Raw genomic sequence first — 24,767 nt, 5'->3', positions numbered from 1 at the left:
GGGGTCGGTCTCGGAGCCGGTTGTGTAGGCGCTGGCGCTGGCGGGGTCGGTCTCGGAGCCGGTTGTGTAGGCGCTGGCGCTGGCGGGGTCGGTCTCGGAGCCGGTTGTGTAGGCGCTGGCGCTGGCGAGGTCGGTCTCGGAGCCGGTTGTGTAGGCGCTGGTGCTGGCGAGGTCGGTCTCGGAGCCGGTTGTGTAGGCGCTGGTGCCATCCTCTCCCTCGTTGCATCTGTCACTTGCGTAAGAGAAGGATTACCCCCCTCTTTAAAACGCGGTTCCGGATAAACAAATCGCGATGGTTGAGAAACCGTCGGAACATGTCTTACATGCTCTGGTGTACACATAATAAATTTTATTAAAAAATCAAATCAATGGTAAGCGGAGGATTTAAAATTTAACAAAACATCCGCCTCTTGTCGAGCCTTTCCTGAGCTCAATAAAGCCATTTGTGCCTGTCTTAATCTTGTCCGAAAAGAAAGATACGACTCTCTCATCCCAAAAACAATTCCAGTCTTATCCCCGGTCTTTTCGGCACAACTCATGCAATCAAAATAGGCTTGGACACACGGGTCAACCGCCCCATCAAAATGAGCCTGATTGCCAATATCATCTTGAGATTCAGCATCTGGGTTTTCATAATACCAATTTGCATCCAATACTTTCACTAAAGATCCTCCTTGCTCTATAGGAATACCCACTTTAAACCGAGTACTTTTAAGAAGGGTAAGATAATCCTTCTCAAATTGAGTACTAAGCCCTTCACCTTGAATTGGCCAAAATTTTCTTAAAAGCCCAAAATTAAGACGATCCATAAGCAAAGCTGTACCAACATCTTGTGCAATTCTAAATTCAGAAAAAGTTGTCAGAAGCAAAACATCCATACGTTGTTTGTTGTAAGGGTGCGGAGGCATAAAGAAAAGAGGGGAAGCATGATAACCCAATGCATGGCGAGCTACGATCCGAGCTCCCGTTTTCTCATCTTGGGTCGTTTTAAACGAATCTGCCGTAAAAAGAGAGGGCACTTCCTTAGATAAGAGAAGAGTACTTGTTAACATCCCTGCATCTCTTTGAGAAAGCCACCCGGGAAGACAAAGTTGAAGTTGAGCGGAATCATCATCAGAAAGGCCAAATGAAGACAAACATTCAAGTATCAATTCGAGTTCTCCCGCACTGGGTACGGCAAATAAAATCAAACATTTATTCGATCGTTCAAGTTTAAAATTGGAATCTTTCAATCCAAATCTATTCATAACCAAAGTCAAAATTTCTTCATTCACCGGTTTACTAAAATGGACTTTTGCTCCAATCGGGACTAAGCCAAAAGCCAACCGTCTGGCTTCACAAATTTTTTCTTTCAATTTAGGGTGATTTGAATAAAAAGCATCCAGAGAATCCAATAATTGAGATTGGGGAGCCCTCAGTCTTCTTTGATTAGAAGGGGCCAGCTCTGATCTTTCCCTAAGGTCTCGAATCATTTCTAAATCAAACGGACCACGAACAGGCTGAACAATTTCAAGTAACGTTGGATCTAATTGCTCAACATGCCTCATAACCGCAACCGTGGACATCATTGCTTGCAAACGTGAGGTAACAGAAGAAATATAACAAGAAGCACTCGTCGTATCCAATGAAGGGGCTTGATCCTGTAAACCAGCCCGAAGGAGAATTATTTCACGTATTCCCTCAACACCTGAGGGGATCGGAGACCCTGGCATCCTTGTTTTAAAACGAATAAGGTCAGGGGCAGAACGACCATAAGTACCTTCCGATCTTGCTCCTTTTGCATAATGAGCACTCAAGCGGCCCAATAAACCCTCAAGATGAGGACGGGGACGATGAATATCAATCGCTCCTCCCTTTCCCGTTCTTACCTCAAGCGCTAAAGCGGTCTTCAATGCCACTCCCTCTGTCAACAAAGAAATTCGAGAAGAATCAATCTCTTTTCGAGGAAATAAAGAGGGAGTCTCTACGATCGCACGCCTTAAACTATCACGAGTCAAAGGAAATCGATGTTGTTCACACAATAAATTAAGAACCGTAAAAAGAGGGCTATAAGCATAAAAAATATACTCTAAAAATTGTCGATTGATGACAAGCCCCGATCTCCACCCATCAGCCATCCCAACAAATCCAAGAAAATCACTATAATGCCCTACCGTAATCCCTTCAATTTGTTCCGGCCCATCCCAATAACCGCCTTCCATCAAATCTTCCAATCGTTTTTGTTCAAGTCTTTTAAGAACCGTTAAAGCTTGTTTAAATCGAGCCGCCTCTTCCCATAACACACTCATACTTCCCTTCCCTGATGCATATTTTTGCCGAAACTGAGCGGGATCCAAGAATCCTTCATGCACAAGTAATCTCAACCAAGGAGCCAAGCTTTCAGACGTTTCTCCTTTTGGGATAAAATCAGAAACCCCACAATTTCTTTCGCCATGCAAAAGAGTCGACTCCCCCAATGACTGCCATTGAGCTTCCGTAATAAACCCCAATTCCACAAGAGTTCTCTGTGACATCAACATGGCACGAGCTCCACTAATCCCTTCATAACGTTTTTGAAGAAGAGGACGAGGATCTTTAAGAAGATCCCCCCGCCAATCATGAGCCGTTCTATCTGTATAAAAATCTGGCTGTATCCTTATATTTTTTCTCCCTGAAACAACCCATCTTTCCCTTTCCCACGAGGGGGTTCTTTTTTCATCTGCCAAAGTGGGTAAAATCCATGCCAATTTTTCGTCATTTAAAAACCCGGTAGCCCAAAGCTGCAAAAGACTTTTAAGCCCCTCAAGTGCTCCGGGAACAGCCACTGGTTGAGGCTGTTTTTCGCGAGAATCAGCAGGTGGCGGAGAGGTATACGCACACCAATCCACTTTCACATGAGTAACTAAACCTCTCAAAAAAGTAATAAAAGGATCTTTTTCTCTTTCATAGCCTCCTCCCGTTGCATAACGATCCGAAAAAACAAAGGGTGGCGCAAACGGATCCGGCATTTCTTCTGCCAAAAATCGCCAATAACTATAAAAAATCTCTTCCGGAAGAGCCTGGGGATTATAATTGGCACGCAAATACGGTTCGTAAAATCCAAATAACCCGGCCAACCCATTTAAAGAAATAGGTAAATCACGTTGACCCAAAAGTTTAGGTTTAGAGGCACGGGTAACTTCGTCCGCCGGAAAAAATAAAAGCTCTGAAGAAATATCGGGAGGCAAAGCAGGAACTGCAGTTTCAATTGGACGTCGATGAGAAAGAGGTCTCGTAAGCGCTCCCAAGCACCCACTCAATTCAGAAGCGGACATCGTGCTATCTTGGACCAAATCTGTTTTCATAGGCTTCTTCTTTTGCTCGCCTCGTTCCCTTAACCCACTAACTCCGGGAATATAAATCGTTGCCTCATCTCCTTCCAAACAACCCACCAATGAATTTTCGGGTCTTTGTTTATCCAAATAATAGACAAAATTCTCTAAGGCTTTACCGGCTTGGGCCTCAGGTGCATCTTCTAACACTCCCTCGGCAAACTCAAAAACACGAAGCGCTCGGGACAAATTACCAATCCCATACCATCTTACAATTTTAGCTAAACATTCATATCTTTCTCTGAGAGAAGGCGCCGAAAATCGTTCAATCCGATACCCACCCGCCTTATACAAAGCAAGCGTAGGCTCAAATACAACTTGAGCAGCTTCTGCCAATCCAGCCATAACTTCCATCCCTTTCCCATCCCATGCCAAACAAAAATTCCCTCCACATTCCCCACTTTCGCTCACCCCCTCATCAAAACAAGCGGTAAGATCCATATTTTCTTTAAACCACCAGGTTTCATGGCCATAATTTCGTCCCCCATAAACATAATTATACTTATTCCCATAAATCGCACTAATCACGCGCAAACTAAAAACAAGCGCTTGCAAAGGAGTCGATCCTTTAGCGCATCCTTTTTGAAATAATTCATGAAGTCGATCCACGACCAACCCATTTCCCAAACAAGTTGCCATCGCCCCCAAAGGGCCCTTGATTGCCTCATCCTCCAACATATCGGACGTAAGAGAATCACTGTTTTTCAACAAAAACCAAATCGCCTCCGGAGGAAACTTTTCTCCGAAAACAGTTTTTATTTTTTCGTAAAATCCTTTTTTCCCCTCATCCATAACAATTTCTCTTGGAGGAATAAGTTCTTCCGGGGTCGTATTCACAAGTCGGGGTGCCAAATACATCACCGGATCTGCCATAGCTTCCAATGAATATTTTTCCGGATAAGTCGATCGGGCTCTAAGCGCACATAATCTTGAAAAAGTCTCTTGGGCCCAACCTGTAGAAGTTGTATTTTCATCCAAGGGGACAAAAGGCACTATATGCGTGGGATAAACGTCTCTACGAATACTTCGAGAAGAATTTAAAGTTACGCGAGGGCTACTCGTTTTACTATAAAGATCCAACCCTTCCGCAATAACCTCTTGAGAGGGTCGCGGCCAACGACGAATCCCGCAAGTAACAGTCAATGCATCACCATGATAATCAAGAGAAGCAGGCCTACGAATGGGATGATTTTTAAAATGGGTTTCTTCATAAGAATCGGTAAAACTTTGCGCTGGTGTCAAATAACCAGGTTGTTGCGGGAATAAAGCATCTACGTCAGGGGGCTTTAATGCGTTCGCAAAAGGAATATCCGGCAAATGCAAAGGAAATCGAGACCATTCAGCCTTATGGAAAATCTCAAAAGATTTTCTCCCCAAAGCAGCCAAGGCCGTGGGCCCAACAGAAGCAACGGTTTGATCAACAAGAGTTTCTCGGGCAGCTAAAGCTTGATCTATAAAAGCGTTCCTTGCCTTTTTTCTTTCTCTATGAGAAAGGTCTCCGTTAATTATATCTGTAAAACCCATGGCAAAATTTTACCCCCTCCCCCTCATCTTAAACAAAACGCCATCGAGGATGTCGCGCGACAAAAACAACCGCGCCAGCAAAAAACGATCCTCTTCCGAATCTTCAAACGTCTGGATCGCCTGTTCCAAAGCGAGCTTCAAACGAATGAAATGAATAAAACGATGGTGTTGCATAAGGAGATCGAAAGGAGAATTAAATAAAGGACTTATTGTAACCTATTTTTTGGCTAAGTCAAGCCAAAACCGCCACCACAACAGGGATCTTGTTACCTTCCTCTCGGAAAAGCCGTACCATTAAAGATGAGCAAAATTTTTATCCCTTATTTTTTCTTTTATGAAAACCAAAAAACTCTTAAGCCTCCTTCTCGGAGCGCTTTTTGTCCTCACCCTCGCCCTCACCGGCTGCGGCACCGAAACCGTTATCACTCCCAACCCCATCCCGACTGAAGACGGCAAAGGCGACACCCCGTGGGACAAAGAAATAACCACCTCCAATTTTGACATCGCGCCCTATTTTGCCGAAGGCGATGTTGCTTATTTTACAATCACGCAACTTTACAACCCCTCCTTTGTCGAACCTTACAAAGAAGAAATCACGCGTCTTTACAACGAATACAACAGCTCTACCGGCACCGAGTACGAAACAACCTGGGACGGGGATCTTGCTTCCTCCTTCCAATGGTACGCAATCGGAACCATCACCGCAGACAACGCTTACAAAAATGACACCCTCGTTGTTTTGGTCGCCCCCTGCGACGGCATGTGTATAGAAGAAAGCCTTTATCGCTTCCTGTGGAATGAAGCAACGGGCGATTTCACTTGGCTTCCCAATCATTCGGAAACAGGAAACGCCCCCACCTATCTCGACCCGCTTTTAGCCACAAAAGACGACACCTTAATCTTAAACGGACTCGCCACCCCTCAAGAAATGCTTCTTCCCGACGGAATAAACAAACTCACCCTTGGCTCGGATTCTTACAATTACTTCCCCGACACACTCCCTGGAGACTTCTCTTTCACAAGTGAAACCGTTGGAGACGTGTATCGCTCGGGATGTTTTTACGTCCAACTCCCGGACGGTTCCATCGCACGTTATGAATACGACCCGGGCTTTAATTTCAACACGGAAGAGGAAGGAGCCGAAGACGTTACAATCACTTGGAACGATAATTCCACCACCAATCTCACTCAAAACTACAAATACAAACCCACGGGATGCGGCATTTCCGGAAACTGCTATTTGGTGGAAGAGGTAACCGAAGCCAATCTAACGGTGGTTGGAAAAACCTCCAACGGATTTGATATTTATGAAGTGGAAGGCCTTGCCGGGTTAGAGCCCCCTGTCACAACCGAGATCGCCATTATGCCCGAGCAAAGCACTTTTCTTGGGGAATACAACAATTACGTCGAAATGCAAACCGCCTACGAAGCCCCTGTAAAAACCTACGCCGAATATCTCGCGCTTCATCCCAAAGTCTATTTTAAAGATCCCTTGGGCCAATTCGGAAGCTTGATGCAAATTGAAATTGCACCTCCGGTTGAATGTGGCAAACCCGTGATCTACCTCTATCCCACGAAAACCACGACGGTTCGCGTAAAAGTGGGAATCGATGAAATCACCTACTCCGATCCCGCGTACGGCGACAATGGATGGACCGTAGTGGCCCAACCCGATGGCACACTCACCAATCTCGCGGATGGCATGACGTATCCCTATCTTTTCTGGGAAGGATTGTCGAAAACCGGCGTAACTCCCACCTCCGGATTCATGGTGGCGCGTGAAAATATTGAAACATTCTTGAATGACTCCCTGACCCAACTCGGACTCACCACTCAAGAAAAAGCCGACTTCATGGAGTATTGGGTGAGCCGCATGCTCAATTTCGATGAACCGTATTTTTACGTCACGTTCGTAGGCACGCAAGATTTCAACAAAATCGCACCTCTCGAAATCTCCCCCAAACCCAACACCCTGATTCGCGTGTTCATGTACTTTGACCCCGTAACCAAACCGTTCCAAGTCCAAGAACAAACCTTGGTTTCTGTCCCGCGCCGCGGCTTCACCGTCGTGGAATGGGGTGGCACAGCGTCAAGGCCGTGGAAAAAGTAGATAAAAATTAAAGGCGAAGAGGCAAAGAGTGCTCTTGGGCAATCCCGCAGCGCCAATCGGCTTGGATTCCGCAAAGCGAAACGATTGGCGCGAGGCATAGCGGGCGGGCGCCGCAGGAGCGACCGAACCGCGGTGACCAAAGCACTCTTTGTCTCTAATCGCCGTTTTATATTATGTTTAAATTTTCAAAATTCATTCTCGCAAGCACACTGCTCCTTTCCTTTTTCGGCTGCCAAACCAGCGCCTCCAACGTTCTTTCCGGCTCTTCCACTTTCCCTCAAAACATTCGCGGCTTCATTGTCCCGCATCATCTTTTAGTTGAGCCCTACATCGACACGTTTTATCAGGAAATCGGGAACACCATCGACGCAAATTCCATCGAGCGAATTATTCTTTTAAGCCCCAATCATTTCAATTACGGCTGGAGTACGATTCAAACCACAGATCAGGGAATTGACCTCGACGCCATCGCTCTAATCACACAAACCGGCCCCATCCACATCGAGCCGGAAAAATTCTCGCTCGAACACGGCATCACCGTAGAAGAACCCTTTTTAGTGAGCACTTTCCCGAACGCCAAACTCCTCCCATTGATCATCAAAACCAACACCCCCCAAGAACGCATCGATCTCGCTTTAGAAAAACTTTTACAACTCGACTTGAGTCACACGATCATTGTGGGAAGTCTCGATTTCACGCACTACACGAGTGAAGAAACCGCCTTAAAAAACGATGAACGCATGGTGAACTTTTTTGAAAATTTAAATAATGAAACAATCACGCTCGACACCATCAAAACCCTCGCCACTAGCTTCGATCTCGACCAAACCCCGGATGGCCTGGCCGTGGACTCTCCGGAGACGCTCTATTTTTTTCTGCGCCTCATGCAATCTCAAAACGCCCTCGATTTCACCCTCTGGAAACGCACCTCCTCAGCCTCACTTCTCAACAACTCAGACCCCACCCAAAACACGAGCCATTTGTTCGGAACATTTTACTAAAAACCAAGGTCTGGTAGAATCCACTCGTTCTCTCTTAACACAAATCATTCTAGGGGCGTGGTGAAATGGTATCACAGAGGTCTCCAACCCGCCTTGGGCGGGCGATTCCTGCCGCCATCCAGTTAACTTGATTAAGGATGCAGTATATAATTTACATCCTAAAAAGCCTGAAAGATGGAAAACGGTACGTCGGCATGACAAAAAATTTACCGAGACGCATCCGAGAACACGAATTAGGACTGGTAAAATCAACCAAACATCGAAGACCTCTACAACTTATCTACAAAGAAAAATTTAAACAAAAATCAGAAGCAATACTACGTGAAAAATTCTTTAAAACAGGATCCGGTAGAAATTATCTAAAAACACTAAATTTATAGGGGCGTGGTGAAATGGTATCACAGAGGTCTCCAAAACCTTTGTCGCGGGTTCGATTCCTGCCGCCCCTGCCAATTATTAATAAGCGTGATGAAATGATATCACAGAGGTCTCCAACCCGCCTTGGGCGGGCGATTCCTGCCGCCCCTGCCAGAAAACCTTCATGTTAAACGGATTAACACATCCATCGTATTGCGTTAATTATTTTAAAAATGCCCCATTTTCAGTCGCGTGGTGAATTTTCAGCAACAAATTAATATTCAGCCATTACTCAAACTTCCTCTGCCCCGCGTTGCGAAGCTCCGGAAATGGTGTCCCCGACAGGGTTCGAACCTGTGGCCTTTGGCTCCGCAAGCCAACGCTCTATCCAGCTGAGCTACGGAGACACACTTAAAACCTTTTTGAGCATGCAAAATGTAAAGCCTGAAGCTCAAAAAAGCAATATCAAGAAAATTTTAAAATCAATCCGCAACCGCTAAAGAAGGACAAGACATCGAAAAATTCACCGTTTCTCCCTTAGAACCCACCTTATATTCATCGGTATAAGTTGAACAACCATCACGATCCAACGTTAACGCATAAGTCCCTTCAATCAAGTTTTCAATTTCATAAATCCCTTCAACCGTTGAAAAAATCACGCGATATTCTTCTTCGCTTTCAAAAACCATTCGCACTCCCTCTAATAAATTCCCATTTTCATCTTGAACAACCCCAACCAACATCCCGGGAGTTCCTCCCGAACCACAACCTGCGACTAAAAAAAGAGTCAAAAGCGTCAAAATAAATCCTATTTTTTTCATAAAGGGAGGTTAAAAAAAATATCACCGCAAACAAAAATAGCATAAACCATCTCAATCAACAACAATTGTCAAATTTTAAAAGCTATTGGCGTAAATCTTCAATCGCCGCTCCTCTGTTTTTTGCCTTAAAAACATACGATCCCGCGATCAAAAGAGTGGCTCCGGCCTGAACCGCCAATCGCGCAGTCTCGGCATTGATGCCTCCATCCACCCCGATTTCAAGCTCCGGTTTCCATTGTCTTAATGTCGAAATCTTAGCTAAACAATCCTCAATAAAAACCTGCCCTCCAAACCCGGGATTCACCGTCATCACCAAAACCATATCCACTTCATCCAAATAAGGGCGCACCGCTTCGATAGGCGTAGGTGGATTGAGTGACAACGCGGGCTTCACCCCCAACGCTCGAATTTGTTTTAAAACCTCGGACGTTTTATCCCCCGTAACCTCCACATGAACCGTAATCATCCATGCCCCGGCTTCGGCAAAATCCTTAATGTATTTCTCAGGATTCGTGATCATCAAATGACACTCCAAAGGAAGCGTATGTTTAAAACACTTTACCACCGGCGCACCAAACGTAAGATTGGGGACAAAATGTCCGTCCATCACATCCACATGAATCAAATCCGAAAACGGCTCCACGGAAGCGATTTCCTCATTCATCCGCCCAAAATCCGCAGAAAGAATCGAGGGTGCAATTTTAATTTTCATTGGAAATTTCATAAATTTTATAAATTGATTTCCGTCTTCACCTCTACTTTTTCCCGCTTTCCATGGCCGTAATTTTTTGCACACGCACCTCATGTCGTTCCCCGTCAAACGGCGTTGCCAAAAATATTTTGGCAATGGACTTACCCATTTCTTCAGTAATCACCCGTTGGCCCAAACAAAGAATATTGGCATTGTTATGCGCTCGTGCAAATTGACCCATCATCTCATTCGTGCAAGACGCGGCCCGAATTCCCACATGTTTATTCGCCGCAATACACATCCCGGTTCCGGTCCCGCAAACCAAAATTCCCAAAGTCCCGGCATTTTCATACACTTTTTCCGCCACTTCCCTCGCATAATCCGGATAATCCACCGACTCCTCGCCAAACGTCCCAAGATCCACAACCTCCAATTTCAATTCCTCTTGAACATATTTTTGTAAAACCTCCTTCAATCGATAACCGCCATGATCCGCTCCAAAATAAATTTTCATAAAATTTCATTAAAAAATAAAATCAAAAATTCATACAAAAAGTATAACATGGAGACTCTCTCTGGCCAAAAAAAAGCCTTTTGGTACAATAACTTCATGGGACAAACCGCTCAAAAAAATAATTTTTACCCCATTTTAAGCAACTTGGGAATCCTTATTTTTGCCGGACTCATTTTTTACTATTGGAATGACAATCCAGAACTTGCTTTTGGCCAAATTCAATTCATCCTTTTCATCCTTCTCATCACTCTCTTCACAAGATCGGTTTCCACCCGCTATGGCATCGGTATGTACGGACGCGGACTTTTTCTGGGAACCGGAATAACTCTTTTAATCGGCGCCGGATATCGAGCGCTTGGGTTTGATCCGGGCGGAAGTTTTTTTGCTTCCTCTCTCTTTTTCCCAACGTTGGAAGAAATTTTAAAATTATTCCCCGTTCTTCTCTCCGCCTACCTTTTATATCGCAAAAATCCAGACCAACAATGGAATATTTCCGATTGGGTGATGCTGGGAATGATGAGTGGCACCGCTTTTGGAATGTCTGAAGATTACTATCGAGAAGGCTATTTGGGAGAACATTTCGGCCCGCACCTCGGCAATGTTTATTTATTCCCGGATGCCACCGGTTTTTCGTACGGCAACGGGAATGAAGCCATGGGATACATAGGACACGGAGCCGCCACCGCTTTTATAACTTTGGCCATCGGCCTTGGATTTTATTGTTCCAAAAAATTCAATAAAAAACCATTACGCTGGCAAATTCCACTCTTGGCTTTTATTTGGATTACATTTGAACACATGGCCAACAACGCGGGGGATGAATCCGGTTTAATGTTAAAAATCTTCAGTCTTTTGGGTGGAGGACATTTAACACCCTGGCTTTTTCTCATCCTTCTTTTGGGGGGAGTTGGAATCGATGCCAAAAACTTTATCCATGCGTACGCAATCCTTCCAAAATTTAAAAAAATCGCACTGTTTGGTGTTGAAAAAACAAAGAATTTTGTAATAAAAAAGACATGGCCGCCGTTATCTTTTATGAAAGGTTGCTTTCGTGCTCTACGATTCTTAAATCGAGCCGCATGGCATTACTTCTTTAAAACCTAAGATTATGGATTTCAGCACTTTTTCTCATCTTTTCACTCAAGTAGATCATTCGTCTCTTCAAGACGTTATGAATCTTTTTAATATCAACGACAAAACAGATGTTTGGGGAAATCTGGGAACGCTGGGTTCCGGAGGTTGGATTGGCGCAACGGCCGGGAGCATTGCTCCGGATCATCCACTGTACGGAGCCTCGGGCAGCGGATCACCCGCGCCTTCCCATCCGGATCAATTTGACCAACGAATGAACGATCTCTACAACGGAAACATGCCCGCACCTCAACCTCAATTGAGCGATCTTTTTGAATAAATTTCGCTTATTCCCACACCCCGGTTACCGACTTGCCTTCGTGCACACAACGAACCACATCGGAAATCAAAGGAGCCACGGAAAGAACTTTCAAGCCCGGAAATTCTTTTTCTTTTGGAAGCGGAATGGAATTGGTCACAATCACTTCTTTATATCCCGTTTTTTTGAGACGTTCAACGCACGGATCGGAAAACACCGCATGCGTTGCCGCCAAATAAATATCCGGATTCGCGCCTTCTTTTCGTAACGCTTCATACGCAGTCACAACAGATCCTCCGGTATCGATCATGTCATCAAAAACCACACACGTTTTCCCCTTCACATCTCCCACGACGGACAACGCAGCCGCCACATTGTGAGAAGGGCGCATTTTATTGATCACCGCGATTTCCACTCCAAACGGATCCGCTAAACGTTTGGCCGCTTTGGCCCCGCCGGCATCGGTGGACACCACAACCAAATCCTTAAATTTTTTCTTTTTAAAATAATCGATGAACAAACGATGAGTATGAACATTATCCACCGGGAAACTGAAAAATCCCTGCGTTTGACCCGAATGCAACGACAAAGTAATAAGATGCGTGGCTCCGGCGGTTGAAATCAAATCCGCCATCAAACGAGCCGTGATCGGTTCACGCGGAGACGCCACGCGATCCTGGCGAGAATACGCATAATGCGGCATGACCACATGAATGCGCGAGGCAAACGAACGCTTCATAGCATCGAGCATCACAAAAAGTTCCATCATATCTTCGTTCACATTGGACGTTGCCGTTTGCACGATAAAAACATCACACTCGCGCACCGTATCCATGGGCTTAAAATAAATTTCTCCACTCGCAAAATGCTTGGATACGCTTTCGGAAACTTCAATACCCAAACAAGTTGCAATCTCTTGAGCAAGTTCGGGATGCGACGTTCCGGAAAACAACTTAAGAGGACGATGATGAGTCATGGGGAAGAGCTTAAAGGACGATTTTATCTAACTATAATACCAATCCCCAAATAAGAACAAACTTTAATCGAAAAAATTTATTCACAATAAAGACACGCCGGGCCATGTCGATTCATCATGGAACCCACCATGGAACGTGTCTCGTCGTACGTGTGCGGCATAAAAAAAGAAATCGTTGGAAAATTTTTTAAAAAACCAGCCGGTAAAAATTCTTTTGAATCCGAGACTCCAATCATTTTTATATTCAAACCGGGCTGGATTACCAATTCATGAAGCGATGGAAAACCACGCTCAAAAATGGCATGCGCAGATCCGACCAAAAGTGGAATTTTCCCGGCCAACGCATAACCCGTTGCCATGGCGATCGCATGACTTCCTCCTAAATCCAACGCCACATGACGATCCCCTAAAATGCGTTGAATTCGATTGGCGAATCGTCGATCTCCTTCATTCACCGTAAGTGCGACTAAAGATCGATGTTTGGCGCTCAACATAAAAAGCTCATCATAAAACCCCTCGACTAAAGACTCGAGCGAGCCCGGCTTATTTTTCTCATCACTCGGAGGTTGAACTGAGGAATGTCGACGCGAAAAAATCATAAATTTTAATTATAAAACCGGCCATCTTATCGTATCCCCCACTTGAATCCCATAATCCTTCACACTTCCGGCTTTCAACTCCAACGCATAACGAACCGATTCCACCGAAGAATAATGCGTACAATCGACCTGTTCGGGATCCATCGTAGAACACGCTGCCGCGTTTTCAACAAAAGTCGTTACACGAAAATCCGCATCCACAAAAATAATATCCAACGAAATTTGCATATCTTTCATCCAAAATTCACGCACCGCATCATCACTAAAAACAAACCACATCCCCTCATAAGAACCGAGCCCGGAAACGCCCTGCAACCCTTTCACTCGTTCCTCATGGCTGTCCGCAATCGCAACGGATAATTCCACCGAACTCCCGTCCGCTTTCACGACCATGAGCGGCTCCATCGCAAATTTTTGAGCTTCCAATACATTATTCCCACCGGATAAAAAACACCCACTTCCTAAAAATAAAACGGAAATAACGATCGAAAAATTTAAAAGGAATTTTCTCATATTTATAAATTAAGGTTTACTTTTTACAACTTGCGCCGGATTCCCGACAAGAACCACACATCCCGAAAAACTTTTCACCACCACGGCCCGGAAACCCACCACGCTTCCGTCTTCAATGTGCACTCCTTTCAAAATCGCAGATTGTCCGCACAACCATACTCCGTTTCCAATTTTAATCGGCTTATTTTTCACATTCCCGCAAAGAATATGATTCGGGTCCGTAAAGGAATGAAAATCCGTATCCATCAAGGTCGCACTCCCCACCAAACCATTTTCACCGATTTCAATCGACTCAGCACAATGGCACGTGAGTCCGTTCAGTCGAGTATTAGCTCCGATTTTAATCCGCGCATTTTCTCCATAAAAACGAAAAACATTGGGCTCCTCATGCGCCCAAAGATTACAATAATCCCCGATAAAAAGCTTCCCGCAACCATGAATTGCAAATCGATGATTCATAATCACGCCTTTGCCGAAATGAACTCGCCCAACATAACGAATTCGATAATATGCAACGAATAATGCACTTAAAATTTGCGCCAATTTCTTTTTCATAAAAAATAATTTTAATAAGATTTCATGGATTGCCCCAGCGCTGTCGCCATCTCTTCTTTTGAAAAAGCGGCGCGACGATACAAGTCTTTTCCTTCGGCAAACGGGATCCCTTTTCCTAAAATCACCGGCGCCAAAATCACAGTAGGCTGCCTCGACGTTTCCTTGGCGCGCGCAATCGCATCCACAAGTTGAGCTCCCTCATGCCCGTCCATAATTTTAATCACTTTAAAACGACACGCCTCAAACTTAGCCTCCAACGGTTGGATTTTTGCATCTCCGGTATGAGCGCAAATCACAATCAACCGTTCCAACCGCTCATACCCGGCTCTCATGGCCGCCTCCCAAAATTCTCCATGATAAATATCCGTATCCCCAACAATTAAAAAAACTCGATTCGTTTTTTTATCCGACAAAAATGCTTGAGCCATACCCACGCCGATCGCCAACCCTTGCCCGGACGACCCGATCGGCGCATCCACTCCCGGAATTTTCACAGTCAACGGCTCGTTCAATTTTTCTCCCACACGAAACCCGGCCTGTCTCAAACAAACAAACCACGCAGGCATGGCTTCTTCACTTGAAAGCACAACCGCATCTCTCCCCTCCCATTGAGGCTTGGTCGAATCATATTGCAACACAGGTCTTCCATGATCTTCCCCAAAATACAACGCGGTCAGCACATCCAAATACGCCACACTCGGGCTCACAAACCCAAAACCCGTTGAATCAATCATGGTCAACAAAGTTCTGCGCAACACCGAAGTCAAAGAAGCGAGCAATTTAAGATCCATGGGAAAATTTCTTTACGCACGCATCATCTTTAACGTTTTTCAAAAGTTGCGCAATGGTTTTTTTCTCAACAGGATGCACTATATCGGGAGCGATATCACAAAAAGGTTGAAGCACATAGCGACGCAAATGAAACCGCGGATGGGGAAGAATCAATAATTTTGATTCCTTAATCAAATCGTCATACATCAAAACATCAATGTCCATCGGTCGAGGAAAATAACGGCGAAGCAAAGAATCTTCTCCTTCATAATCTTTGGTGTCACGCCCCAACCGCGATTCCACTTCTCGACACAACAATAAAAAAGGCACCGGAGCATGATCGGTTTCCACTTCGGCCACGGCATTCAAAAACCAAGGCTGTTCACAATCCTCTTTCACCGGACAAACCGGTTCGGTTTCGTACAACGGCGACATTTTCAAAAACCGAACGTTAAAACCCTCCAACAAGCTTTGCGCACGATTCATCGCTTTTTCGCGATCACCAAGATTGGATCCCAAACTCAAAAAAATATGTGGCATAACGCACTCCATTAAAACTTAAAAGGAAACGTTTCCAAAATTTCATAATGAGACGCCTTGCCATATTCCAAATCACTTTGAATAAGCTCAAATTCCTTGACTGAAAATAAAGCGGATTTCACATGAACCTGTCGCAACATATAAACCACTTCCTTGCGCACCGGCTCATCGATTTCATGAATGTGCGCCAACGTAATATGCGGTTTAAATCGATGTTTTTCAATCCGAAAACCAAACGGATCCAAGGCCGCCTCCAGCTCATAATGAAACTGATAAAGCGCCGCACTCATCCGTACACCCACCGAGACAACGGTTGGATCATTATTTTTATTATAAAAAATTTCCGGCTTCACAAAACTCAATTCCAAATCCTGTGGCGTAAAAGTAAGCGCTTTGGCCACATTGCGCGCCGCGATCCGCACCTGCATTTCGGTTAACGCCTCCACTTCTCCTAAAAATTTGAAAGTGAGATGAAATTCATGCGTCAACGAAAATCGCGCGCCTTGTTTGGGAAGATGGTCTTGAGCCAACTCAAGTACAGGCAGTGCCTCCTGTGGCATGCGTATGGCAAAAAAAAGTCTACGCATGGAGCGCAGCGAAATGCGCTCCCCCTCCCCGTATTTCACATCCTTTTTCTCCTTTTTATTCATTTCCTAATTGTAATAGCAATTTAAAAAACCGCCTAGAAAATACCCTCTAATGGAAAAATCCGCCAATCTAAAATTTAAAATTTTCTGATTTCTTTCTTCCCCCACAACTCCTCGGCATACCGTTCCACGTCCAAACCCGCCTCAACCGCCTCCACCTCCGGCAATTTCGCGGAAAGCGCAGGCGCCTTGGGCACATACAACGAACAACAATCTTCGTACGGCTGACTGGAAATTTCCGCAGTCCCGATTTTCTCGGCTTTGCGAATGATTTCATCCTTATTCATCCCAATGAGCGGTCGATAAATCGGGCGACTCGCCACCGCATCGGTCACAATCAAATTATCGAGCGTTTGCGACGCCACCTGCCCCACACTTTCTCCGGTGATCAGGCCTTTTGCCCCTTCGTAAAACATCACTTTTTCCGCCATTCGCACCATCATGCGACGGTACAACAAAACACGGAGTGGGGCCGGCGCATCCGCCACCACTTTTTTCTGATATTCAATCAACGGAATGAGGTACAACTTGGCCTCAAACTGAAACCGATTTAATCGTTTTATCAAAGCCTCCACATTCTCAATGGACTGCGGGCCCACCGCAGGATAACTGTGGAAATGAACAAAAATAATTTTCGCCCCGCGTCCCATCATGCAAAAACTCGCCACCGGGGAATCAAATCCGGACGAAATCAAGGACACCAACTTCCCGCTTGTCCCCACCGGCAAACCGCCCAACCCCGGAATTTTATTCAAATATAAAAGCGTTTCTTTTTCGCCCCAATCCACATACAACGCAAGCTCCGGCTTTTCCAATTTCACTTTCAAGCAAGTAAACGCAGGCAAAATCCTCGAAGAAATCTCCCTCTCTAAATCCAACGACGTCATGGGATATTCTTTATTTCGCCGAATCACATTCACACGAAACGTGGCTTTTTCACCTTCTTTTAATCCTCGCGCATCCAGTTCTTTTTGAATCAATTCAATTCCGTGTTTTGTCACGGCATCAAAATCCGTAACTTCTCGTTCCACCTTGGAAAAACACGCCACGCCAAACACTTCTTTCAATCGCGCCACAATCGCCGCCTCATCCTCTTCATGCGTCGAAAGCACTCGAAAATGGTCCCGTTTTTGTTCAATTTTAAGATCCTTAAATTCCGCAAACGCTCGCTTAAGATTTTTATTTAAAACCGACTCAAAAAACGACCGATTTCCTCCTTTAAGTGCGATTTCATGATAATGAACAACAAACAGTGGCATAAATAATAATTTTCTACTATGATAGGGCGCGTTGAGAATCTAACACACCTCCTATGAAAAAAATAAATCTTTTTATTTTAACCGCAAGCATTATGGCTCTTTTAACAGGTTTATTCGCCGGTTGTAACAGCTCCAACAACAGCGATTACACAACCACCGATTCCGGACTCCAATACAAAGACCTCTTGGTGGGAGAAGGAGAAGAAGTCAAAGTTGGCAACACTTTAAGTATGCACTACACCGGAAAACTCGAAGACGGAACGGTTTTTGACAGCTCTGTTGAACGCGGCACGCCCTTCACTTTCGACCTCGGGGAAGGCCAAGTCATCGCAGGCTGGGATGAAGGAGTCCAAGGCATGCGCGTGGGCGGCAAACGCGAACTCGTAATCCCCTTCGATCTTGCGTATGGCGAAAATGGAATCCCCGGAGTGATTCCCGGCAGCGCCACATTGATTTTTGAGGTGGAGGTGTTGGAAATACTTTAACACGCACGAAGCGCAGCGAAGTGCGCTTCCCCTCTCCCCGCATTTTTATGACCACCCTCGAGGAACTCAAAAAAGAAATCGACGAAATTAAAACTCGAAACAAACGGGTCGAAGCCGATAAAGCATGGGAAACGAGCCGGACCCGCAAACTCATTATTTTGGTCCTCACGTATTGTGTCGTGGTCCTGTTTTTCTTTGTGGCAAAACTCCCAAATCCATTTATGAACGCCTTAGTTCCATCGATTGCATTTGTTTTATCCACATTGACGGTTCCCCTTTTCAAAAAAGGGTGGCTCAGACACCAGACACGAAAAAAATAATGCCAATTTGCAATCAAAATAATATCTATAAAAAGGATGACGCGGAGATTTTTGAGGATATTTTGAGACAAGAGGGAAAGGAAAATTTTTGTGAACATTTTTAAGGAAGAGGACACAAGGATCATGTATCCGAGTGTCCGACTCCCATGTGAACAAAAATTCTTCCTTCCCGATTGTCTTTCTTAGGGCAATTTCAAATGATCAAAATCAATTTCCGGCCATAATCGCGCAAAGAGTTCATTCGCCGTCTCGGTGCTTTGTTCATATTGCTCAAGTCCCACGGCTTTTACCGCACGATCGATGCCCTCGCGATCCGGAGCCTCAATTTCCATATACGCCGGAGCGGTCGGATACTCATCGAGATCAAAATGTGCACCATTCAATTCATACGAACGACGACGCTTATCATTGTTGAGGGTGACGTGATAGCCCAATTTCATCATCATGGTTTCAAATTGATCCGCATCCGCAACCGTAGTCTCGATTTCCTCACGCACTTTGCACCCGTCAATAATTTGTTTGGGACCTTTGTAGCAAATCTCAAATTTATTCGAAAAACCCGGCTCCGCTTCCCAACGTCTCAAGCGAAAAAGGCAATGCGACTTGCGCAATGTCTCCCCGGGAAGGTCAAAATGGCGACAGCGCACAATGCCGGAAAAAAGAGGGCGGGCGCCGAGCGAAGCGAGGCGCTCAGACACCTTTTCGACATCGATTCCAAGAATTTTAATTTCAATTTCAGCCATAAAAAATCATGATACTATATCCTCAACAGACATAGATTATACTTAAATGTTATAAAATGAAAAAAAATAAGCTCATACTCCTCTTCATCATGGGAATCATGATCCTAGCGACCACATTTCTCGTAGTCTACTTTTCTAATTCATTGGCTTTTTTTAACTTGTGCAAACCCGGGGACGAAATACGAGAAAACTCACGTGGAGATCATTTTTGTTACACTCCATCGGGTTTTGCAGGACTACCTTGTGATAAAAAAACCGATTGCGGAACAGGAAGTTGTTCTTTGGAGGATCCCACCAAAACAACAGGCAAAGGAACCTGCAGAGACTCTAACTTGGGTTGTTATATCTGGATCGATGAAAATGGCGAATTCAATGAATCCAATGAAGTGTGCCTGGATTGATCATTTTTCTCCCCAATACGTCACAAAACTCGTGGCCGTCTCAAACAACTTCAGCTCAAATAATTTCACTTTCATTGTCGCCCCCGCTTCGGGTTTAAACTTTTTTTCACTCATCAAGTAACGCTTTAGATCCTCGGCCAAAGCCGGATCTTTAAGCTCTTTTTGCAACAATTTCGGCAAATCCTTGAGCTGATTCCACATCCATCGCACCACCATTTCTGTTGAAGGATTGATGAGAATATCATTCAAGTTTTGGTGATCCACTTTATCGATCACGTGTTTTTCAACCACGCGTTTTAACAGATGAAAATCCACGACCATGCCATTTTTTTGAATCGGGCCTTCGACGGTCACATGCAGGGTGTACGTGTGCCCGTGAAACCGCTCGCACTTGCCATAATAATGCGTGAGCGCATGCGCCGCATCGAACGTAAAAATTTTTGTGATTTGCATGCACCAAAAATACCGGATTCCTTCAAAAACCTCAATCACTCAATCTACAACGGACTTTTAATCGCCTTCAAACTCAGATTGGTCACATGGGTGTACCGCTGGGTGTACAATCCTAATCAGTGAAATTTACAGAAAGCAATTGAAAAATAACCCAACGAACATGAAAACCAACATTGCCTGCATTTTAATAACCATCCTTCTTTTCTCCGGTTGTTCAAAATTTAATAAAAACCATTTCTTTGAAAACTCTTTTGGAGTTAATTTAAACGAATATTCAACAAATAAAACGACCCACTACATTGATGGCCTTTTAGAGATATATAATGTTTCGAAAGATGATGAAATATACAAAAAATTCTTCGCCAATGAAGAGGACTACGCTCAATCGGAAAATGTAACCATTGAGTCCTACACAAAAACCTTCACTGCCACGGAAAAATCTCCGATTTATTATATAATACTGGACGACAATACCTCCGATGGATTTAAAAAAGTTATACTTTACATGCCGGAGGAAAAAATAATTGTATTTATATATGCCATTACACTGATATGATTGAACCCAACTATGATCCTCATTGAAATTTTAATAATCCTCGGCCTGATCGTTTTAAACGGCTATTTTGCTTTAGCGGAAATCGCTTTATTAAGCGTTAAAAAAAGCCACCTCAAATACTTGGCCCAACAAGGAAATAAAAAAGCAAAACAAACATTACTCCTGATACGCAAAACACCGGAGATGCTTTCCACCATTCAAATTGCAATTACGGTCATCGGAATTTTTGCCGGCGCCTTTGGAGGCGCAACCGTGGCGGAACACATAGGAAAAGCGTTATCAAAATATCCCTTCATCGCCGCCTACAGCGAAGCGATCAGTGTGGCCTTGGTGGTGATCATCCTTACTTATATTTCTCTCATCATCGGAGAATTGGTCCCCAAACAAATCGCCCTATCCAATGCGGAAAAATTATCTTTAAAAGTGGCAGGCCCCATCACAACGCTCATGAAAATAACGTCTCCTTTGGTGAAATTATTAAGCGCTTCCACCCTAAAACTACTCCAGCTTCTTGGGATCAAACCCGCCTCCGAACACATGGTGACCGAAGAAGAAATAAAACTCCTGATTGCCGAGGGAACGGAAAGCGGAGTCTTTGAAAAAGCGGAACAAAAAATGGTGGAAAACGTCTTTCATTTGGGAAACCGTCCCATAAAAGACTTCATGACCCCCAACACGGAAGTGGATTGGCTGAACATCAATGACTCGATTTCCACGATCAAAAATAAAATCGGTAAAAGCGAACGATCCATTTTCCCGGTATACAAAGGAAGCATTGACCATCTTATCGGCGCGATTGAAACCAATGATATTTTAACGCAACTGCTGACCCGCGGATTTAAAAAAATAGACTTGGAGTCCCTCATTCAACCGGTCATGAACGTGCACGCGAACATCCCTTCTTTAGTCGCCATCAATCGACTCAAAAAATCATCGGTCAGCATCGCGATTGTTACCGAAGAAACAACCCATCAAATTTTGGGGGTGATCAGTTTTCATGACATACTTGAAGCCATCGTAGGTGAATTTAAAATTGAACAATGAAAAACCTGAACCTATTGACAAAAATCACACTTAGTGATTAAATAACTCCCTCAACATAATTTAACTCTCAAATATGCATTTGAACACATTAGCCAGAGATCTTTTTATTGCTACAGCTTTTACCGTGGCAACGCCGGCGTGCGACAAACAACCAACTCATCCGACAGAAACCACTCCTACAATCGAAACGATTAACCCCGAATTAGCCACCGTTTCAGAAAATACGATATCAAGAGCAACGGAAGCAATACAGGAAAAGGATTTTACACCAAAGGAAGCATTGGAGATTCTCCAAGATCAGCCATCATTAACGGAATACATCGAACGTAGAACAAGTGAATTGCAAGAGCACCTTATTCTCGACCCGGACGATCAAGACAATAATAAAGCGGCTCAAATTGAAAACCGCATTGAGGATGAAATATTCCTAATGTTAGGGGTATTAGGAAAGGATCAAGGAGCGCTTCGAATGATCATCGACGCTCATTTGACTACAAACGCGGGTAATGTTGCCGCCGACGCAATAACCCTTTCAAGAGATAGGGAATGGGTTTTAGAAAAAGACAATACTTACTTTAAAGAATTATTTGAAAATCCAAAAGCAACCCCGCTCGTTCGGACCAGAGCTTTTAAAAGAATCGAAGATGAAAATTACAAACTCACTAAAATTCTTGAAGCAATACAAAGAAATGAAGATATTGGTTGTACCGAGGTAAAAGACGGATCAAACGGCATTGATTTTAAGGACTTAAAAGAAAGGGCTTCCGCAATGCAAGTGCTTGAAGCCATAAACGCCCTATCTCAACAAATACAGGACAATTTTTATAAAGACACGAAAGACGTACTGGAAAGAGAATTAGATCCAACAACTAGTATATGGAACAATTGGGACGCTTCAGCTACTCGCTAGTATATTCATAAACCGGCCCCCACCAACTTCAACACCCTTGCATGCTCCTTCACGTCATGCGCCCGGATCACGGATGCGCCATTTAACAGTGCGATTGTGGCCGCAGCCAACGAACCTTCCAATCGATCCTTGGGCCCATTCCCTCCGCAAAATTCCCCAATAAAGCCCTTGCGAGACGCACCCACCACGATCGGCAATCCCAGCGTTTTTAATTCCTCGAGCCGTCGCAAAATCTCCAAACTGTAGCACCCTTTTTTGCTCACAAAAGCACCCATGCCCGGATCAATCCAGATATTTTCACGTCGAATTCCCGTCGCCTCCGCCACCGTCACTCGCGCTGCCAAAAAATCCCGAATCGTTTGAATGACATCCTCATAATCCACCGCTTTTGACGTTGTGCGTGCCGTCGCATCCTTGGAATACATCAAAATCACCGGCACATTCGCCTTGGCCACCACTTTCGCCATCTCAAGATCTCCACGCAGCGCAGTCACGTCATTCACCATCGTCGCCCCGGCCTCCAACGCCTGTTGCGCCACCTCCGCCTTCCACGTATCAATGGAAATCATTATTTCAGGATTCTTTTCTCGCAAACCCCGAATCACGGGAATCACGCGTTTCAACTCCTCCTCCAGCGAAACCTCTTGAGACTCGGGCCCGGTCGACTCCCCGCCAATATCAAGAATCGCAGCCCCTTGACTCATCATCTCCAACCCCCGTTCGATCGCTTTTTCAACACTCAAAAAATCCCCACCATCCGAAAACGAATCCGGGGTCACATTGAGAACCCCCATCAAACATGGCATTGGTAAGGCAATTTTCATCCTTTAAACGATACCCTATACTAATTCCAAATCCAAGAAATATAAAGAGAGGCGCGAGGATTTTTGAGGATATTTTCCCATCCAAATTGGGGATCATGATCCCCCATTTGTCGTGAAGCGCGTACATGTTAGCGTACGCACGGAATAAAATGGAGTGCGCCTGAGAAATAGTTGAAATCAGCAAAGTGTTGAAGATTCATCATACAACTGAAAATGGAGCATTTAAGAGACATTTTGATTAGAAAAAATACGGAATTCGAGGGAAAGCGCACTTCGCTTTGCTTCGTGCGTGGATGGGCATATCCGAAAAAAGCTTTACGTCGCCCTTTATATTGATACTACCAAGCCCACGTCAGCAATCCCGCCACCACCGCAGTCACGGGAATCGTAACCAAAAACGCCATTTTTAAATGCGCGGCCGCATGACTTTTTAAATGCGAATGATCATCTCCTCGATTCACACCCAAAAAAGCCCCGATAAAAATCCCGGTCGAAGACACCGGATAGCCCATTAAAGCGGCCCCCATAATCACAGTCGCCGCAGCCGTTTGAATCACCGCCCCCCGCAAAGGATTCAACTTCAATAAATGACTTCCCAAAAGATCAATCAAACCTTTCCCATACGTCAAAACTCCAACCACCATGACAAAAATAACAGAGACCTTCATTAAAACAAAAATGGTGTTTTCATCCCAATCAAAACTCAAAATTCCCCCATCGGCCATCACCCCGGAATGCAACACCCCGGCCGTGGTCGCCAACGTACTGGCCCCAAACGCAAGCGCCATATACCCCATGGACAACAATAAAATTCCCTTAAAAAATCGCTCTCGTCTCGCCATATTGCCGGAAAACCAATCACAAAACGCACAAAAAGGACGTTTACAAAAATCTTTAAAAGCATCACTGAAATAAAGATGTCGATGTCGCACAAACCCATGAAAAATTTTAAATAAAATCCATCCAACCAAAAACCCGATAAATGGAGAAAAAAACCACACCCCAACCATTTTTAAAACCATAGGCCAATGAACCAAATCCATTCCGGTTTTCAATCCTTCCGCGAGCCCCACTCCCATCACCCCACTAATAATGGATTCACTCGCGGACACCGACCACTTCCTCCATGTTGCAAAATGAATCCATGCCGCAGCGGTGAATAAAACAATAATGGCATGCGGGATTGTCATCAATTCCGCCGGCACAATCCCGGAACTCACGGTTCGCACCACGGGCCCGGATAAAAATAAAAGTCCGATCAAGGAAAACAGCACAAAAAACAAAACCGCACGATGAACCGAAATCGTTTTGGATCCCACGGCCGTGCTCACCACATTGCTCACGTCATTCGCCCCAAGACTCCACGCCAAGTATAAACCGGAAAGCAAAAGAAAAATTTCTTGAGTCATAAAT

At 44.6% G+C, this 24,767-nt stretch carries 25 protein-coding genes, 2 tRNA genes and 1 pseudogene; 10 read left to right on the top strand and 18 right to left on the bottom strand.

Annotated features, from left to right (window positions below; all coding sequences use genetic code 25):
* Together WC882_04450 and WC882_04445 are read right to left on the bottom strand one after the other, a co-directional pair.
* On the bottom strand, window positions 1–4,874 hold a 4,874-nt coding region (locus WC882_04450; GenBank protein MFA5842884.1), incomplete at its 3' end, for a hypothetical protein.
* A gap of 9 nt (window positions 4,875–4,883) precedes the next feature.
* Window positions 4,884–5,048: a hypothetical protein gene (locus WC882_04445; protein MFA5842883.1), complete on the bottom strand. Its 165-nt coding sequence runs from the start codon at window positions 5,046–5,048 to the stop codon at window positions 4,884–4,886.
* A 160-nt stretch (window positions 5,049–5,208) separates the two neighbouring features.
* Here WC882_04445 and WC882_04440 point away from each other — a divergent pair, with 160 nt between their 5' ends.
* The 4 genes from WC882_04440 (at window position 5,209) to WC882_04425 (ending at window position 8,437) form a co-directional block, all read left to right on the top strand.
* Complete coding sequence (locus tag WC882_04440) at window positions 5,209–6,984, top strand: hypothetical protein (GenBank protein ID MFA5842882.1); 1,776 nt, start codon at window positions 5,209–5,211, stop codon at window positions 6,982–6,984.
* 173 nt (window positions 6,985–7,157) lie between these two features.
* A complete protein-coding gene (amrB, locus tag WC882_04435) occupies window positions 7,158–7,985 on the top strand; it encodes an AmmeMemoRadiSam system protein B (protein MFA5842881.1) in 828 nt (275 codons plus the stop codon).
* Between the two features lie 65 nt (window positions 7,986–8,050).
* The gene (locus WC882_04430; GenBank protein MFA5842880.1) at window positions 8,051–8,365 is read left to right on the top strand and encodes a GIY-YIG nuclease family protein; all 315 of its coding nucleotides are present in this window, start codon (window positions 8,051–8,053) and stop codon (window positions 8,363–8,365) included.
* Window positions 8,364–8,437, top strand: a tRNA-Trp gene (locus WC882_04425). Before WC882_04430 ends, WC882_04425 begins: the two co-directional genes overlap by 2 nt.
* Before the next feature lie 235 nt (window positions 8,438–8,672).
* Here WC882_04425 and WC882_04420 read toward each other — a convergent pair.
* The 4 genes from WC882_04420 to rpiB form a co-directional block, all read right to left on the bottom strand.
* Window positions 8,673–8,749 (bottom strand) — tRNA-Arg (locus WC882_04420).
* Between the two features lie 69 nt (window positions 8,750–8,818).
* Window positions 8,819–9,163, bottom strand: coding sequence for a carboxypeptidase-like regulatory domain-containing protein (locus WC882_04415; GenBank protein ID MFA5842879.1), 345 nt, complete (start codon window positions 9,161–9,163; stop codon window positions 8,819–8,821).
* An 82-nt stretch (window positions 9,164–9,245) separates the two neighbouring features.
* On the bottom strand, window positions 9,246–9,875 hold the full coding sequence (rpe, locus tag WC882_04410; GenBank protein MFA5842878.1) for a ribulose-phosphate 3-epimerase: 630 nt from the start codon (window positions 9,873–9,875) through the stop codon (window positions 9,246–9,248).
* Window positions 9,876–9,918: 43 nt separating this feature from the next.
* On the bottom strand, window positions 9,919–10,368 hold the full coding sequence (gene rpiB / locus WC882_04405) for a ribose 5-phosphate isomerase B (GenBank protein MFA5842877.1): 450 nt from the start codon (window positions 10,366–10,368) through the stop codon (window positions 9,919–9,921).
* A gap of 48 nt (window positions 10,369–10,416) precedes the next feature.
* Between rpiB and WC882_04400 the strand changes: the two genes are divergently transcribed.
* Window positions 10,417–11,472, top strand: coding sequence for a PrsW family glutamic-type intramembrane protease (locus WC882_04400; protein ID MFA5842876.1), 1,056 nt, complete (start codon window positions 10,417–10,419; stop codon window positions 11,470–11,472).
* A gap of 4 nt (window positions 11,473–11,476) precedes the next feature.
* Entirely contained in the window at window positions 11,477–11,779 is a 303-nt protein-coding gene (locus WC882_04395; protein ID MFA5842875.1) for a hypothetical protein, read from the top strand.
* A 7-nt stretch (window positions 11,780–11,786) separates the two neighbouring features.
* Here the strand turns inward: WC882_04395 and WC882_04390 are convergent, their stop codons facing one another.
* The 8 genes from WC882_04390 to thiI all read right to left on the bottom strand — a co-directional run bounded on the left by WC882_04390 (window position 11,787) and on the right by thiI (window position 17,618).
* Window positions 11,787–12,734 carry a ribose-phosphate diphosphokinase gene (locus WC882_04390; protein MFA5842874.1) on the bottom strand — a complete coding sequence of 316 codons (948 nt, stop codon included), beginning with the start codon at window positions 12,732–12,734 and terminating at the stop codon, window positions 11,787–11,789.
* Window positions 12,735–12,811: 77 nt separating this feature from the next.
* The gene (locus WC882_04385) at window positions 12,812–13,333 is read right to left on the bottom strand and encodes a hypothetical protein (GenBank protein MFA5842873.1); all 522 of its coding nucleotides are present in this window, start codon (window positions 13,331–13,333) and stop codon (window positions 12,812–12,814) included.
* A gap of 9 nt (window positions 13,334–13,342) precedes the next feature.
* Window positions 13,343–13,846 carry a DUF192 domain-containing protein gene (locus WC882_04380; protein ID MFA5842872.1) on the bottom strand — a complete coding sequence of 168 codons (504 nt, stop codon included), beginning with the start codon at window positions 13,844–13,846 and terminating at the stop codon, window positions 13,343–13,345.
* Between the two features lie 9 nt (window positions 13,847–13,855).
* A complete protein-coding gene (locus WC882_04375; GenBank protein ID MFA5842871.1) occupies window positions 13,856–14,401 on the bottom strand; it encodes an acyltransferase in 546 nt (181 codons plus the stop codon).
* A gap of 11 nt (window positions 14,402–14,412) precedes the next feature.
* Complete coding sequence (locus tag WC882_04370; GenBank protein ID MFA5842870.1) at window positions 14,413–15,192, bottom strand: hypothetical protein; 780 nt, start codon at window positions 15,190–15,192, stop codon at window positions 14,413–14,415.
* Complete coding sequence (folK, locus tag WC882_04365) at window positions 15,182–15,712, bottom strand: 2-amino-4-hydroxy-6-hydroxymethyldihydropteridine diphosphokinase (GenBank protein ID MFA5842869.1); 531 nt, start codon at window positions 15,710–15,712, stop codon at window positions 15,182–15,184. Before folK ends, WC882_04370 begins: the two co-directional genes overlap by 11 nt.
* 11 nt (window positions 15,713–15,723) lie before the next feature.
* The gene (thpR, locus tag WC882_04360; GenBank protein MFA5842868.1) at window positions 15,724–16,299 is read right to left on the bottom strand and encodes an RNA 2',3'-cyclic phosphodiesterase; all 576 of its coding nucleotides are present in this window, start codon (window positions 16,297–16,299) and stop codon (window positions 15,724–15,726) included.
* A 137-nt stretch (window positions 16,300–16,436) separates the two neighbouring features.
* Entirely contained in the window at window positions 16,437–17,618 is a 1,182-nt protein-coding gene (thiI, locus tag WC882_04355) for a tRNA uracil 4-sulfurtransferase ThiI (protein MFA5842867.1), read from the bottom strand.
* A 146-nt stretch (window positions 17,619–17,764) separates the two neighbouring features.
* On the opposite strand from thiI, the pseudogene WC882_04350 reads away from it, so the two are divergent.
* Together WC882_04350 and WC882_04345 are read left to right on the top strand one after the other, a co-directional pair.
* Window positions 17,765–18,103, top strand: a pseudogene (locus WC882_04350) (FKBP-type peptidyl-prolyl cis-trans isomerase).
* Window positions 18,104–18,150: 47 nt separating this feature from the next.
* The gene (locus WC882_04345) at window positions 18,151–18,423 is read left to right on the top strand and encodes a hypothetical protein (protein MFA5842866.1); all 273 of its coding nucleotides are present in this window, start codon (window positions 18,151–18,153) and stop codon (window positions 18,421–18,423) included.
* 182 nt (window positions 18,424–18,605) lie between these two features.
* Here WC882_04345 and WC882_04340 read toward each other — a convergent pair whose 3' ends face one another.
* Together WC882_04340 and queD are read right to left on the bottom strand one after the other, a co-directional pair.
* Window positions 18,606–19,199 (bottom strand): class IV adenylate cyclase, encoded by a 594-nt coding sequence (locus WC882_04340; protein MFA5842865.1) that lies wholly within the window; start codon window positions 19,197–19,199, stop codon window positions 18,606–18,608.
* Window positions 19,200–19,402: 203 nt separating this feature from the next.
* Window positions 19,403–20,020 (bottom strand): 6-carboxytetrahydropterin synthase QueD, encoded by a 618-nt coding sequence (queD, locus tag WC882_04335; GenBank protein MFA5842864.1) that lies wholly within the window; start codon window positions 20,018–20,020, stop codon window positions 19,403–19,405.
* Between the two features lie 160 nt (window positions 20,021–20,180).
* Between queD and WC882_04330 the strand changes: the two genes are divergently transcribed.
* Together WC882_04330 and WC882_04325 are read left to right on the top strand one after the other, a co-directional pair.
* Window positions 20,181–21,665 carry a hemolysin family protein gene (locus WC882_04330; protein ID MFA5842863.1) on the top strand — a complete coding sequence of 495 codons (1,485 nt, stop codon included), beginning with the start codon at window positions 20,181–20,183 and terminating at the stop codon, window positions 21,663–21,665.
* A 28-nt stretch (window positions 21,666–21,693) separates the two neighbouring features.
* Window positions 21,694–22,530: a hypothetical protein gene (locus tag WC882_04325; protein MFA5842862.1), complete on the top strand. Its 837-nt coding sequence runs from the start codon at window positions 21,694–21,696 to the stop codon at window positions 22,528–22,530.
* Here WC882_04325 and folP read toward each other — a convergent pair.
* A complete protein-coding gene (folP, locus tag WC882_04320; GenBank protein MFA5842861.1) occupies window positions 22,527–23,354 on the bottom strand; it encodes a dihydropteroate synthase in 828 nt (275 codons plus the stop codon). The two genes, WC882_04325 and folP, sit on opposite strands and share 4 nt — an antisense overlap.
* 338 nt (window positions 23,355–23,692) lie before the next feature.
* Window positions 23,693–24,763, bottom strand: a complete 1,071-nt coding sequence (locus WC882_04315; GenBank protein MFA5842860.1) for an inorganic phosphate transporter — start codon at window positions 24,761–24,763, stop codon at window positions 23,693–23,695.
* Window positions 24,764–24,767 lie beyond the last annotated feature (4 nt).

The organism is Candidatus Gracilibacteria bacterium, from assembly GCA_041658685.1.
Classification (GTDB): domain Bacteria; phylum Patescibacteriota; class Gracilibacteria; order UBA1369; family UBA12473; genus JBAZZS01.
This window is presented reverse-complemented; position numbering and strand designations above follow the sequence as displayed.